This is a genomic window from Paenibacillus castaneae (assembly GCF_002884445.1).
Lineage (GTDB): Bacteria > Bacillota > Bacilli > Paenibacillales > Paenibacillaceae > Pristimantibacillus > Pristimantibacillus castaneae.
In genome coordinates, this window is record NZ_KZ614144.1 from 2,293,014 (window position 1) to 2,307,785 (window position 14,772).

Below are 14,772 nucleotides of genomic sequence, written 5' to 3' on the forward strand. Positions count from 1 at the left end.
AGAACAAATTCGTTTTGCTAGAAAGGATGGATTCGGGTGGCAGGACAAACGATGGTGGCAACCAACCATCCCCCAGCTTATAAAATAAAAAAAATGACTTGGCTTGCACATTTGAAAGCGAATAAAATCAAATATTTAATGCTCGCGCCATTTATCCTATTATTTATTGTCTTTTATATTATTCCGGTCCTATCCTCCTTTGTGCTCAGCTTTACTTATTATAATATGCTCCAGCCGCCCAGATGGGTCGGCTTGACGAATTACAAAATTCTCTTTCTAGAAGACGACATCTTTCTGATTTCTCTTAAGAATACTTTTGCTTTTGCAATCGTAACAGGACCTTTAAGCTACTTGCTATCGTTCTTTTTTGCTTGGATTATAAGCAACCTGAGATTCAGTAATGCATTTGCTCTCGCCTTTTATGCTCCCTCCATTACGAGTTCGATCGCCCTAAGCGTTGTATGGACTTATATTTTCTCGGGCGATCGCTATGGATTAATTAACAAGTTTTTTATCGATTCCGGCATTATTGATACGCCGATCATTTGGCTAGCCAATCCGGACTATATGTTATATGTCGTCATGTTCGTCTCGCTTTGGATGAGTATGGGTTCTGGCTTCCTTGTATTTCTGGCGGGCCTGCGCAATGTTCCTCAAGATTTATATGAAGCGGGTTCGATTGACGGCATTCGCAACAAATTTCAAGAAATGTGGATGATCACTCTCCCGATGATGAAACCGCAGCTTTTGTTCGGAGCGGTCATGTCTATTGTAGCTTCGTTTGCTGTTTTTGATATCGCGGTGGTCTTGACGGGTATGCCGAGTCCGAATTATGCAGCTCATACCATCGTCTCACATTTGTACGACTACGCCTTTATCCGATTTGAATTAGGCTATGCATCGGCCATTTCCGTCGTCCTGTTTCTGCTGACCTTTACGCTTGGTCGCATCAGCATGAGAATGTTCTCTTCAAAAGATGAATAAGGAAGGAGGAGCTTGGAATGATTACTGCAGCCAAAATGGTCTTCAAGCCAGTGAGCCGTACAGCTTATTTGTTTTATAGAAAGTGGCTTAAAGGGATCACAGTCAAAAAGATTTCATTATATATCGTTATGATCCTGCTTGTCGTTTTCACGTCAGCGCCTATCATATTTGTCATTTCCACAGCGTTTAAGCCGCTGGATGAATTGTTTTTATATCCGCCTCGGTTTTTAGTCATGAAGCCAACGTTCAAAAATTTCAATGATTTGCTGATGGCTACAGATTCTTCGCTTGTTCCTTTCTCACGCTATTTATTTAACAGTGTGATAACAACCGTCGCCATCGTATTTTTCAGCGTCGTCATAAGCTCTATGGGAGCATTTATCATTTCAAAGTATAAACTCCCTGGCACGGCATTTATATTTGCGGTCATCATATCCGCGCTCATGTTTCCTCCGCAGGTGACAGCAATTCCAACATACTTCGTTATATCCAACATGGGAATTCTGAACACTTATTGGGCTTTAACTTTGCCCAAATTAGCTGTTCCGTTTAACTTTTTCCTCGTTAAGCAGTTTATGGATCAAATTCCTGATCAAACGTTAGAAGCCGCCAAAGTAGACGGCGCCAACGAATGGATCATGTTCTGGAAAATCGTGATGCCGTTTGTGAAGCCCGCTTGGATGACAGTCGTCATTTTCTCCTTTATCGGCAACTGGAACGATTTCTCCACCCCTCTTATCTATACAACAAGCGAAGCGATGAAAACTCTTCCGCTAGCCATGTTAGGCGTGTCCAACGGCACTGTCGGCAGGATGGGTGCTGCGGCTGCAGGAGCTTTCGTTACTGTTATGCCAAGCATCATTTTATTTATTATTCTGCAGCGTCAGGTCATGGACACGATGGCTCACTCCGGCATCAAATCGTAGAAATAAGGGGGGTATAGAAGGTGAGAAGCTTGCGCCATGGGTTGGTCGTCATATTCATGTTGATTGCATCTATGTTTATTGGAACTCTTTCGGCATTTGCCGTTCCAGCGGATGGCTATGTCATTGCACCGGATGGGAAAAACATCTCCATACCTCTTGGCTATTCCGTAGAACGGGCATTAAATGGAGATTATGAGCATGGCATGTTCAAAAATCCGAAGGACCTATTTATCGATTCAAAGGACTTCGTATATATTGCGGATACGGGTAACAATCGGATCATCAAGATGGATAAATTGGGAATCGTATTGAAGGTATATGGTACGAAGGAAGATAAGCTGAATCTCATGGATCCTAGTGGGATATTCGTAGAAGAAGACGGTGATATTTATATCGCCGATACAGGAAATAATCGAATTGTCCATCTCTCTCCGGACGGAGTAATGATTGAGGAGTTCGTCGCACCCCAATCGGATTTGATTGATCCGGATTTCCCTTACATGCCCGTGAAGCTTGTAATTGACCACAGTGGCAATATGTATGTCCAAAGCGGCAATGATTACCACGGCTTAATGGTCATCGATGGGAATAACAATTTCCAAGGCTATATTGCTCCCAATAAGCTGAAATTTAACCTTAAGGATTATATTTTACGAAAGTTTGCGACAAAGGAGCAGCGGGAAGCTTTAGGTAAAGTAGTTCCACCCAATCATCGCAACGTGACCATTGATCTTAAGGAAGGTTATCTATACACAGCCATCGAGAATACATCTATTGATCAGGTCAAAAGATTTAATCTATTAGGAATTAATACTTATCCCGTAGATAAATCATATGGTGAGCTCAGGTTTAGAGGCGGTGTAACTACCTCGCCAAACATTGTAGATGTAGCCGTGGATAAAAATGGAATCATTACGACTGTAGACTCCAATCATCGTAAAGTATATCAATTTGACCAAGAGGGCAACAATCTGCTCGTATTCGGTGGGAACGGCGACATGACGGGATATTTCCAGGATCCAGTCAGTGTTGCGAACGATTCCGAAGGATTATTGTATGTTCTGGATCAGGCAAGAGGCCAGGTACAGGTATTTAAGGCGAATCTATTTACGACACTCGTGCATAACGGCAGCAAGCTGTACAGCAATGGACGGTATGAAGAAGCGCTCGTGCCTTGGAGACAGGTCGTTGAAATCGATTCTAACTATGTTCTGGCACATCGGGGAATAGGTAAAGCGCTGTATAAACAGGAACAATGGAAAGAAGCTATGGCTGAGTTTCGCTTAGGGGAAGACATGGGGAATTACTCCAATGCTTTTAGAGAGTACCGCCATGAGCTGCTAAGATCGCAATTTGGATGGATTGTGTTGATTATTTGTGCGCTCGGTATGGCGTTATACTATTCGGTTGTCAAATTGATGAGCTACAGCCGAAGAGTGCTTGTATTACCGGAAGGATCTCGAAGTGCCATGGATAACGCGGTGCTCACGATTTTCGCTCCACAGGAAGCATTCATGCGTATTCAGTCGGCACCCAAGTATGTCCCGTCTGTTTTGCTTATTCTAGGCGTTTTGGCGGCAAGGTTCTTCCAAATCTTTTTTACGAGCTTTCACTTTAATTTGACACGTCCCGAATTCGCTAATCTATATTTGGAAGTCTCGCAGCTGCTCATACCCTTTCTCATATTCGTAATTTCGTTATGGATGATTACATCGATAATGGATGGCGAATCGAAGTTGAAGCAGATCTTAGCAGCATGCTCGTATGCGATGATTCCGTATATTATCGGAACAGTGGCCCAAACGCTGTTAAGCAACGTTCTAACAAGAGACGAATTAGGGATTTATAACATGATCTCTGTAATCATGTATGGTTGGATCGTTGTAATTGCCTTTATTCTCATCAGTGTCATGAATGACTACACAGTCGGAAAGACCATTTCTGTCATCATTATTTCTCTCCTAACCTCATTGGGATTATTGCTTGTAGGTGTACTATTCTATGTTTTGATTGATCACGTATTCGATTTCGTAAAAGAACTATTCCTTGAGTTATATATTAGATGGTTCTAAGGGAGGAGGCGAACAGATGCTTCGACGATCGTTGCGGATCATTTCCTGGGTCCTCGTGTTAGGATTATGCGTATTTGCTATCTATCAATTGGAAAATTACGAAATACCACGAAATGTGCTCGGCTCAGGAAAGGCTGCAGAGCCTGTACCTGTACCTAAAGAGATCATCGATCAATTGAACAGTTTGGCAAGCTATGAGAAGGTTTCGGAAAATAATGATCTCATTCTATATTTCGAGCCTGTCACTTCTTCCATTGCGGTTAATGACAAGAGGAATGACGTCACCTGGATGTCTGCTGCAAGCATTACAGATGAAGCTCTCGGAGGCAGCCAGCTTCTCAAAAACAGCGTTAGGGCACCGCTCAATATGACCTACGCCGATTACTCTAGACCCGTTCACGATTCTTTGGTAACGAACTCAATCATGCTTCCCCCGAAAATAACAAAAGAACAAATCAATAAAGGAATTCGGGTACATTATGATTTCGACACACTCGGGATCAGCTTTGTAATTGAGTATACGATTGAAAAGGACCATTTGGATGTGTATATTCCAGCAGCAAGTATCCAAGAAACAACAACTAATTTGCTGGTTTCTCTTGAGATTCTTCCTAATCTTGGTTCGGGTACCGATCAGGATAAGGGCTACATCTTCTTTCCCGACGGCAGTGGTGCGATCTCCTATTTCAAGGAGACACATCCGCAGTATAAAGACAAATATTCACAAATCGTATACGGCTCGGAGGAGGTTCTGAAATCTTCGGGGCAGCCTACCGAAAATGCTTATCTTCCCGTTTATGGATCTGTAAAAAATGGGAATGGATTCGTCGCCTATGTCACGGAGGGAGAATTCGAGTCGAAAGTTAACTACTATCCAAGCGGGTACACGGTGAACTTGAATCGGGTATCGGGTGAGTTTTTCTATCGCCGCTTCTATGATGCTGCAATAAGGCGTGGTGAATTCTCTCAGCGTGTAGAAGAAAAAATGATGCCTGTCGATCACCGTCTTCGTTATGTCTTTCTCGAGTCGGATCGTGCGAATTATTCGGAAATGGCTCAGGTTTATCGCTCTTATTTGATTGAGACCGGAAAGCTGCAAAAACGAATCCCAGATAGCCAAAAGGAAATACCTACAGCTATCGATTTGTTCTCAGGAATCAGAGAAGACAGTGTTCTTCGAAAGCAATTTCTCAAAATCACCACCTTTGATCAGACGAAGCAATTTCTGCAGGAGCTAAAGACTGCTGGTGTCAATAACATGAATGTCAGCCTTAGGGGCTGGATGAAGGACGGGGAGGGTGATTATCCAGATCATTACCGCGTTTCCAGTACGCTAGGCGGAAATAAGAAATTGACCGAATTGACGAAGTATGCGAAGGATAATCAAATCGATTTGTATTTGAATTTTAATATCGTGGACGCATTCGAACATAATCTTGGCTTACGAAAAAATCTTGATGTGATGAAATCACCGAGTAAGCTCGCACTTCAAAATTATTATGGCTCCTGGTATTTGTTAAATGCAGAGAGAGCGAGAGCCAAGTTCGATGGGAAACAGGGCAATACGTTGGCTAGCTATCGTGCATCCGGTATCGATTTTGAAGAAATAGGTCAAATCGCGCTTGCGGATTATAATGAGTACCATCCTTTAACCCGAGAAGGCACTGTACAGAAATGGATAGACATCATGAATAAATCGCGGGAACAAAATGGCAAAGCTGCCGTACATGGCGGAAATTTATATGTTTTGGCCGAAGCAGATCGATTATCGGATATCCCTTTGAACGATACCGGGTTCGTATACTCGGATGAAGCCGTTCCATTTTTCCAGATGGTCGTTCACGGCTACATTCCCTATAGTGGTGATATTCCGATCAACAGCCACTATAACGGCCGTCAGCTGTTTTTGAAATGGCTGGAATACGGGAGCATGCCTTATTACGAACTGACCCATGCAAAACCTGAGGAATTTCGTTATACCTGGTACAGTGATGAGCTGTTCAGTTCTACCTTTGAGCAATGGTCTCCTCAGTTAATTCAGCAATATAAGGAGATTAATGAGAATCTCGGGCATACCTGGCCGCTGCAGATGACTGGACATCGCATTCTGAGCCATGGCGTCTATGAAACGACCTATGAGGATGGAACGAAAGTAATTGTTAACTATAATTCGATTCCTTATTCAGAAAACACGATTTTCATTCAACCACTAGACTATATCGTCAATAAATAGGAGGAGGGGATCATACATGAAGTTCGGACTCGAGAAGAGAAAGGTAATTAGCGGTTATATCTTTATCTCTCCGTGGTTCATCGGATTTCTAGCTTTCCTCGTCTATCCTTTGATCATGTCGCTCTATATGAGTTTTCGCAAAATGTTGAGCGTATCAGGCATGGAGATGGAGTATACCGGAGGGGAAAACTATTCAAGAGCTGTTTTAAAAGACATCAACTTTATCCCGCTTTTCTATCAAGCCATTCAGGATGCCTTTATGGAAATACCGTTAATTCTGGTATTCTCTTTGTTCATGGCCATCCTGCTCAACCATGAGGTTGTCGGAAGGGTGTTTTTTCGCAGCGCTTTCTTCCTGCCCGTCGTCATCGGTTCAGGTTTTGTTATGGAGCAGCTCCTTGGACAAGGCGTGGGCGCACTGCAAACGGTAGCTGCTGATCCTACAGTCGTTAATGCCGGAGTAACGAATGGTCTACAGCTCCCGGGGATTATCGCACAATATTTGCCCGGAAACATTGTAGAAACACTCGGAGATATTTTGGGCCGATTGACGCTAATTTTTTGGAAAACAGGCATCCAAATTCTACTGTTTCTAGCCGGTCTTCAAGGCATTTCCGAATCCCTTTACGAGTCAGCCAAATGTGATGGCGCTACTCCATGGGAGATGTTCTGGAAAATTACTTTCCCGCTTATGACACCGGTCCTGCTGCTTAATGCCATTTTCACGCTCGTCGATTCCTTTACAGATGTTCGGAACCAGGTCATGCAGTATATTAAGCATGCTGCATTTACAAATATTGAAATGGGCTATGCGTCAGCGCTCGGCTGGATCTACTTTTTGTTCGTGTTTATATTGATTGTGTTGATCTTTGTTCTAACTCGCAAAAAAATAGTTTATACCGGTATGTGATTGGCATGTACTCACGAATAAGCCTGCTCAACAGGCACGGGAGGTAGAAGTATGCAATCGGTTCCTAAGGCGCTGGCAGTTAAAAACACAAACCCCGTACTTCTTAAATTAAAGGGACTAGGTTTTCGTTTTTACCGATTATTTATTTATTTATTTTTAATTGGGTTATCATTTGTTTTCTTATATCCATTTCTGTTCATGATCACAACATCCTTCAAATCGGTTACCGATCTCGTTGATCCTACTGTTCACTGGGTTCCTAAAAACTTCAACTTTAGAGGGTATTATGAGGCATACTCACTTCTACACTTCCTGCAATACTTTAAAAACACAGCATTTCTCACGATCTTATCTGTAATCGGCCAAGTTGCTTCCTGTGCTTTTGTCGGTTATGGATTTGCTAGATTCAAATTTCCTGGCCGGGAAATATTGTTTGGACTTGCCATGTTTACGATGATCGTGCCGCCGCAAACGATCATTATTCCAATGTTCATAGAGTATAAGGCTTTGGGCTGGATCAATACGTATCTTCCAATGATCGTTCCTAGTTTCTTTGCTCATGGTTTGCGCGGGGCATTATTCATCTTTATATTCCGGCAATTTTTCCGCGGCCTGCCAGTCGAGCTTGAGGATGCCGCTCGGGTTGATGGCTGTGGCGCATTCAAAACCTTCTTCCGGATCGTGCTTCCAGTTGTTACACCTCCACTGCTTGTTGTATCGATTCTTTCTACGGTCTGGCATTGGAATGATTTCTTCGAACCTGTTATAATGCTCGTTGATCGTGATAAATTTACGCTGCCGATGATGCTGCCGCTGCTCGGGGAGTCGATGAACAAATCGACAGGTGGAACAGTAACCTCCAATATTGATCAATCGACAATTATGGCTGCCTGTATGCTGGTTATTTTACCGATTGTGATCATGTACCTGGAAGTACAAAGATACTTTATGAAGAGTATTGAGCGTTCAGGTATTGTCGGTTAATAGAATAGGTGGGTAATTATGAAATCAAAATTAATATTTTTAGACGGATTACGGGGTGCAGCTGCATTTATCGTTGTACTTGCTCACTTTTTTCAAGTTTTTTTGCCGTCGGTGTTTGAAGGGAATGGACAAATCTCTCATTTTTCTTTTGAATTACCGGCTTCAAAAACGCCTTTCAATCTACTTTTTAACGGTAATTTTTCCGTTTGTCTATTTTTTGTTTTAAGCGGCTACGTTCTCAGCTATCGTTTTTTTCGAAGCAAGGATAATGCAATCATATATTCGAGCGCGGCTAGAAGGTATTTTCGACTAGCCGTTCCTGCATTTGCTTCAGTTTTGCTAGCTTATCTAGTCATTTTAGTAGGTGCGGGCTGGTTTGGGGAAGTTAGCGCAGTAACCAAATCGTCCATGCACGACCCTTACACTATCATGCCCAGCGTATGGACTCTGCTGAAAGAAGGCTTATACCACAATTTTTTCACGTATGGTTCTCAGTTCAATCCGGTGTTGTGGACGATGACTTATGAGCTATTTGGTTCATTTTTGATTTTCGCATTTCTGCTGCTGTTTGGACATTTCAAAATTCGGTTCATCATTTACCCCATTATCATGTATTATTTTTTGGATTCGTATTATTTGGCTTTCATTCTAGGCTTGCTGCTAAGCGATTTGCACAACAGTAATGAAAAGAACCGACTACAATTCATTAAGCGACCGTGGATTAATGTGATGCTGATGGTTGTCGGATTGTATGTAGGCTCATTTCCGTATGTGAACTGGGTTGGTACGATTTATGAACCACTCGTATGGAACCAGCCAACGTTTTCATTTTTTATTTTCTACCACGTAATAGGAGCTTTCTTCATCATGACGGCTGTACTCAATTCCAGCGGGATGCAGACACTTTTTGCGAGCAAGCCATTCGCATTTTTAGGCAAAATCTCATTCTCGCTTTATCTGGTTCATTTCACTGTCATTTGTACGCTTTCCAGCTTTATGTTCTTGAAGCTTTCCCCTTATTTATCGTATGGTTTCAATTTAATGATAACCGTACTCGTTTCACTAATCGTTATCTTCGGGTTGGCACATCTCATGAATCGATATGTTGATCAGCCAACAATTGATTTTTTATCCAAGCATAGCGCGCGTATTTTTGACCGCGACCCGAATCGAAAAGCGAATAAAGGACAGCAAGTAGGTGGATGAATTAGCAGAAGAAAAATAGATATTTATTTGAAGCCGCAATGATGTGACCCCCAAAAGTTAGACACTATATTATTAGGCTACTTCTAGGGCGTGAGTCCGGTACTGTACCGGGCTCATGCCCTTTAGCTTTGATTTAATCCGCTTGTGATTGTAGTACGTGATGTATTGATCTAATTCTGCTTTAAACTCTTCAACACTCTCAAATTCCTGCGTGTATAAGAACTCGGACTTTAATGTGCCAAAGAAGCTTTCGATGACTGCATTATCGTAACAGTTTCCTTTGCGTGACATACTCTGTGTGATCCCATGATCCTTTAATGCTTGCTGGTACTGACGCATTTGATAATGCCAGCCCTGATCAGAATGGATAAGAAGGACATCTTTATCATTCAATCGTTCAAACGCATTATCCAGCATCTTTGAAACAAGGGAGTAGGTCGGGCGGGAATTCACTGAGTAGGCGATGACTTCACCGTTAAACAAATCGAGCATTGGTGATAGATACAGCTTCTCTCCAAATAGTTTGAACTCCGTAATATCTGTTACCCACTTCTCGTTCGGTTTTGATGCGATGAAGTTCCTCTCCAGTATGTTCGGCGCAATTTTACCTACATTCCCTTTATATGAACGATATTTCTTCATACGCACGACGGATTTTAAGCCAAGCTCCTGCATGATTCGTTGCACTTTCTTATGGTTTACACGCTCATCTTCATTGTGCAGCACATCTGTAATACGATGATACCCATAGAGGCCCTTGTGTTCGTGATAAATCGCTGTAATACGAACTTTTAAGGCTGCGTCTTTGTCTGGGCGGTCAAAGGTGCTGACCCAGTAATAGTACGTGCTACGCGGAATTTGAGCCAACTCAAGCAATGATGTAACGGGATATTCTAGCCTTAGTTCAAAGATTACTTGCGCTTTGTCTTGCTTTGTAATTTTTCCTTGCTTAGAACTAAGGCATTCAACTTTTTTAAGTAGGCGTTCTCCATACGTAGACGTTCTAATTCGGCTTGTAGCGCTTCGACAGAGCCTTCAGCTGGAGTTGCTTTCTTCGTTTCTTCCTTCATGGATGGACGCCCCTTTTTCTTCGGTAACAGGGCGTCTTCACCTCGCTGCTCAAGAACCCTCTTCCATTGCAGAATGGTTGAAGGTGCAGGAATGTTAAACCTAGCAGCTGTTTCTAAAATTGACGTCCCTGACTCATTCATAAAATTCAGTACGTCTAGTTTAAACATTTTTGAGTAGGTTGTATATCTCTTAGCCAAACCTTCCATGCCGTTCATTTGGTAAAGGGCTACCCACTTTTCAACAGCTTTATGGTCCACACCGATGCGTACACCTATCTCCCTGAAGGATTCTTTGCCGTCTAAATAGGCCTGTACGGCTTGATACTTCTCCCTTTCGGAAAACTTCCCCACAAAAATGCACCCCACTTGTTAGATGGTGTCTAACAAATGGGGTGCAGTTCACATAGCTGTGGCTTTTTTTATTTTAAGACTATAAAAATCATTGTTTGCACGATGATTTTGGTTAGTTAATGAGTGCTGGCTGTCATTAGATAAATTAATAATAATCCGCAGAAGAAAGCCATATAAGGGCTTTCTCAAACGGATTATTTTAGACATTTTATTCAAAGATTATATCGCAGCATTAATTGTTAGTAACCAAAGCCGCCTCCACCGAAGAAGCCGCAACTACATGAGATAATAACCAAAAGAATGAATAACACCAGAATGAAGCCTATATTGTTGGAAGCACCACCATAGCCTGCTGACATTATTAAATGCACCTCCTTACATTTGAACACCTTGTAGGTTATGCTCCGATTCCTCCGCATGATTGGGTGTTTGTACGGTAATGATGTTAGCCCAATTCATCTAATTAGTATATAAAAAATATACAGATTTCTTTTATATCCATCTATTTACAGAAGGAACAAAAGGTAATAAAATGTAATTATACGGACATAAAGGAGGTGTTTGAGATCGGCGAGCTGCTGAAAGTTGAACAATTAGCCCAAATGCTTGACATGCATCCCAGGACAATCAGACGTTATATTCGTGAGAATCAGCTTAAAGCTTCAAAGGTTGGCGGAGAATGGAGAATCCGAAGGGAGGATGCAGAAATGTTTATTGGTGGACGAATCAATGAGATTAAAGCAGACAGCGCAGAGGAAATTCAATCATTTATTAGTGGGCAAACCAGTGTGATTGAGGGTAAGAATCAAGTATGTACCATTTTTGATTACTATGTTGACACGCGGGAGGAGGCTCGGAAAATTTCTGAAGTCTTTATGCATTATATGAATGAATCAACTCCAAACCATGGGCAAGCCAAATTTCAATATTTTTATGATGATGTGGAGAAGAAAGGCCGATATACCATTTGGGGAAATCCTAATTTTGTAGGAAGAGTGCTTATCGCGGTGAGCGAAGTTATTTCATAAAGACCAAACCATCAATGATGGAGGCAGAGCACTTCTTGGAACAGATTCGATTATACATTCTCATTTACCCATTTAAGTGAGCTATGCTGCTTCCATCTTTTTTTCCTGCTGTCAAACCATTTTTTCAAATAGAAGGAAGGTATATAGGAATGGAAGCTCAAGAAAATAGAAAACAAGCGCAGCTGTTAGAAGCCGAAAAGTTTGCGAAATCGGAATTGGAGAACGATCCAACAGGTCATGATTGGTGGCATATTCATCGCGTTGCGCAAATGACGGAGAGATTGGCCCGGGAAGAAGGCGCAGATATGTTCATTTGCCGTGTTTCTGCGCTGCTGCACGATGTAGCTGACGAGAAGCTTAATGATTCGAAGGAAGCCGGCCTTCGCAAAGTAACGGATTGGCTCAAGGAACATTCGTTTGCTGATGAAGAAAGAGCACATATCGTGGACATAATCGCAACGATGTCCTACAATGCCGGAACGAACCCGCCTATGCGCACGCTGGAAGGCAAAGTCGTCCAAGATGCGGATCGGCTCGATGCGATTGGGGCCATTGCAATTGCTAGAGCTTTTTTGTATGCAGGTTGGAAAGGCGACGCCATTCATGACCCAGAGCTTGCGCCGCGAGTTTCCATGACAACTGATCAATATCGCAATGAGAAAAGCACAGCCATCAACCATTTTCATGAAAAGCTGCTAAAGCTTAAAAATCTTATGAACACAAATTCTGCTCGGCTGATCGCGGAGGAAAGACATTTGTATATGGAGCAATATGTAGAACGCTTTTACCGGGAATGGGCAGGGGAATGGTAAAGCCCGTTGCTCATCAATCGTTGGGGATGGCATGTCCAGCGTGATCTATCTGACTGCAGCCGGTCCTTTGACCAATTGTATTCGAATATTCCCCAAACTGGCCGCAAACAAATTGTTTAAAGAAAGCAGCTGTCAGTTCATTAATAATGTGATGTTTTTCTGCTATTTCAGGTTCGTTGAAGTGAATAGGCGCATCACTAAATGTGACATGATTAGCTCCATGAATTTTCATAAAGGACTTATAGCCGCTTAGAACACTCGCTAGTTTTGATTGTCCAACCATGGTTTCATGAGCAACGGCTGCGTTCCAGCCATCCTCCATAAGCATCTCGTACGTAGATGAATTTTGCCGCAAAAGCAGAAACGGAATGGAAAGGGATGTCGTGAATGAACCGAGCAAATGCAAGCTAGGGTCTAATAGTATGCACGCCTTAATGTTTGACTCCGTTTGTGCTATCCGATACACCGCTGCTCCACCTAACGAATGTCCGATTAGCGCTAGCCTTTGCAGATCAAATTCGCCTCGCAGCGCCAAATCCTTCTCATTAATTTCCGGTAGTTTATGCAGTATATAACGAACATCATCTACTCTTATTTCCAGCAAGGATTCCCAGCCGTTCATATCTGTTCCTTCCAAATCAGCGAGAGTTTTCGATTGCTCAATGCTTTCACCGTCATGAAAAACCGTAAATACGGAATCATAGGTTGCTCCAACTGTCACGACTATAAAGCCATTAGCGACCAGATTGGAAATAGTAAACCAATACATATCTCGTTCTATTCCGAAAGCTGGCGAGAACACAATAACAGGAAAAGCCCCTTGTTTCGAAGCGCTTACATTATGAAAAACATTCGTTTTCAAGCTGCTGAGATAGGATATATCGGCTCCAATATTTCTGAAAAATGCGAGGGCAACATCTTCACCGGGATGAAATAACTCAGGATACATCAGTTCATGTGTGAAGTCTTGTTCGTGATCAGCAGGGTAATACATACTGATCATAAAGCGCCGCTTGCTGCCATCTTGGTTAAATGGGTTATCTCTGCTTGTATCGGTCATCTCTCTAGTCACTCGTCCGATTCTCATAAAATACCATCCTTTTATTTCGAGATCGTATAATATATTCAATTTATTTAATATACTGCCGTCCCAGTCTAAAGTCCATAAGAAAACGAGCCCCAACCTGCAGTAGAAATAATCAACTATGAGTTGAGAACATATAGCATGCCTCCATACCTTAACCATAACCAATTAACTATAATAAAAATGCAAGGTGGGGGATACGACTAGTTTCCGAAACGCCCTCACGCTAATTATTCTATTTTCTTAATGAGAGGTGATTGTAAATTGACCATTTCAGAAATGGGTAAGCGAATTGTAGAGCTTCGCCATCGTAAAGAAATGACACAGGAGCAATTAGGAAAGCAATTGAATGTGTCGGGTCAAGCTGTATCAAAGTGGGAAAATGGTGATTCATTGCCTGACATCACACTTTTGGCTGGAATTTCTCAATCGCTTGATTGTACAACTGATTTTTTACTTGGCGCTGATAAGGTTGGTGATGTTAACCGACTTATACCATCGATGGAGTCGCGTTTGCGAGAATTGAAGCCAAGTCAAAAAATCGATTTAGCGTTTAAAATTTTTAATTTGATTGACGAAATATCTGAAGTAAATGTCAGTTCCTCGTTAAAGAGCAATTCAGTTGAAGAAAGATTGCCTTTTGTGCATGCAGGGCCAGAAGGGGTCACATTGTGGTGGGAAGGCAAGTTTTTTTGTAATGTTTCTATTGAAGCTTTACGTGAAACGGAAAATGTCTGGAATGATGAGCACTTGCCATTTGATTTATTCCGAACGGAATGGAATTCAGTGATAACAGCTCTATTGGCACAGAAGAAAAATTTTTTTAATTCAGATGCCGCAATTACGGAAACGTCACTTCAGCAAGATTCCTCTTTAGATACTCGCTTTGATATAGCTGTAAATGAGCTGATCGACTCGGGGATTATAGAAAAAGGTAAAGGGGGTTATCGGGTAGGTATTAAAGCGGAGGTTCTTCTTCGGCTTCTAGGGGTACTTCTTCACTCAATCGGAAAGCCGGGAGTTATCTCACAGGCTTGCTTACCGCATTCGAACATTGATCAGGTAGAGAGCTAGTACTTATTTTCTAGTTTCTGCCGTCCCAGTCTAAAGTC

13 protein-coding genes and 1 pseudogene are annotated in these 14,772 nt (G+C 42.2%); 11 read left to right on the forward strand and 3 right to left on the reverse strand.

Translation table 11 applies throughout. The annotated features are described in order from the left end of the window. Positions 1-36: 36 nt before the first annotated feature. Genes CEF13_RS09720 through CEF13_RS09750 form a run of 7 tightly spaced genes read left to right on the forward strand, consistent with a single transcriptional unit; the run spans position 37 to position 9,315 of the window. Complete coding sequence (locus CEF13_RS09720) at positions 37-984, forward strand: carbohydrate ABC transporter permease (protein WP_244917068.1); 948 nt, start codon at positions 37-39, stop codon at positions 982-984. 17 nt (positions 985-1,001) lie between these two features. Next, a complete protein-coding gene (locus CEF13_RS09725; RefSeq protein WP_243864961.1) occupies positions 1,002-1,910 on the forward strand; it encodes a carbohydrate ABC transporter permease in 909 nt (302 codons plus the stop codon). Between the two features lie 20 nt (positions 1,911-1,930). After that, positions 1,931-3,982 carry a tetratricopeptide repeat protein gene (locus CEF13_RS09730; RefSeq protein ID WP_102710494.1) on the forward strand — a complete coding sequence of 684 codons (2,052 nt, stop codon included), beginning with the start codon at positions 1,931-1,933 and terminating at the stop codon, positions 3,980-3,982. Between the two features lie 16 nt (positions 3,983-3,998). After that, complete coding sequence (locus CEF13_RS09735) at positions 3,999-6,215, forward strand: DUF5696 domain-containing protein (protein WP_102710495.1); 2,217 nt, start codon at positions 3,999-4,001, stop codon at positions 6,213-6,215. A gap of 16 nt (positions 6,216-6,231) precedes the next feature. Further along, positions 6,232-7,125, forward strand: coding sequence for a carbohydrate ABC transporter permease (locus tag CEF13_RS09740; protein WP_102710496.1), 894 nt, complete (start codon positions 6,232-6,234; stop codon positions 7,123-7,125). Positions 7,126-7,176: 51 nt separating this feature from the next. After that, positions 7,177-8,109 (forward strand): carbohydrate ABC transporter permease, encoded by a 933-nt coding sequence (locus CEF13_RS09745; RefSeq protein ID WP_102710497.1) that lies wholly within the window; start codon positions 7,177-7,179, stop codon positions 8,107-8,109. A gap of 18 nt (positions 8,110-8,127) precedes the next feature. Further along, the gene (locus CEF13_RS09750) at positions 8,128-9,315 is read left to right on the forward strand and encodes an acyltransferase family protein (protein ID WP_102710498.1); all 1,188 of its coding nucleotides are present in this window, start codon (positions 8,128-8,130) and stop codon (positions 9,313-9,315) included. 72 nt (positions 9,316-9,387) lie between these two features. Here the strand turns inward: CEF13_RS09750 and CEF13_RS09755 are convergent. Then, positions 9,388-10,736, reverse strand: a protein-coding gene (locus CEF13_RS09755; protein WP_102710499.1) for an IS3 family transposase whose coding sequence is annotated in 2 segments (ribosomal slippage) — positions 9,388-10,292 and positions 10,292-10,736 — 1,350 coding nt in all. Because the reading frame shifts where the segments join, the coding sequence is not laid out codon by codon here. 239 nt (positions 10,737-10,975) lie between these two features. Beyond that, positions 10,976-11,095 (reverse strand): sporulation protein YjcZ, encoded by a 120-nt coding sequence (locus tag CEF13_RS09760; RefSeq protein WP_102710500.1) that lies wholly within the window; start codon positions 11,093-11,095, stop codon positions 10,976-10,978. A 198-nt stretch (positions 11,096-11,293) separates the two neighbouring features. Here CEF13_RS09760 and CEF13_RS29670 point away from each other — a divergent pair. From CEF13_RS29670 to CEF13_RS09770, 3 genes and pseudogenes are all read left to right on the forward strand, one after another. Next, positions 11,294-11,428, forward strand: a pseudogene (locus CEF13_RS29670) (helix-turn-helix domain-containing protein); the annotation flags it as partial. A gap of 15 nt (positions 11,429-11,443) precedes the next feature. After that, a complete protein-coding gene (locus tag CEF13_RS09765; protein ID WP_243864567.1) occupies positions 11,444-11,764 on the forward strand; it encodes a hypothetical protein in 321 nt (106 codons plus the stop codon). A 149-nt stretch (positions 11,765-11,913) separates the two neighbouring features. Next, positions 11,914-12,576, forward strand: a complete 663-nt coding sequence (locus CEF13_RS09770; protein WP_102710502.1) for an HD domain-containing protein — start codon at positions 11,914-11,916, stop codon at positions 12,574-12,576. A 13-nt stretch (positions 12,577-12,589) separates the two neighbouring features. On the opposite strand, the gene CEF13_RS09775 is transcribed toward CEF13_RS09770, so the two are convergent. Next, positions 12,590-13,663 (reverse strand): alpha/beta hydrolase family protein, encoded by a 1,074-nt coding sequence (locus CEF13_RS09775; RefSeq protein ID WP_166742819.1) that lies wholly within the window; start codon positions 13,661-13,663, stop codon positions 12,590-12,592. A 261-nt stretch (positions 13,664-13,924) separates the two neighbouring features. On the opposite strand from CEF13_RS09775, the gene CEF13_RS09780 reads away from it, so the two are divergent. Beyond that, complete coding sequence (locus CEF13_RS09780; RefSeq protein ID WP_211297040.1) at positions 13,925-14,734, forward strand: helix-turn-helix domain-containing protein; 810 nt, start codon at positions 13,925-13,927, stop codon at positions 14,732-14,734. The last annotated feature ends 38 nt before the right edge of the window (positions 14,735-14,772 follow it).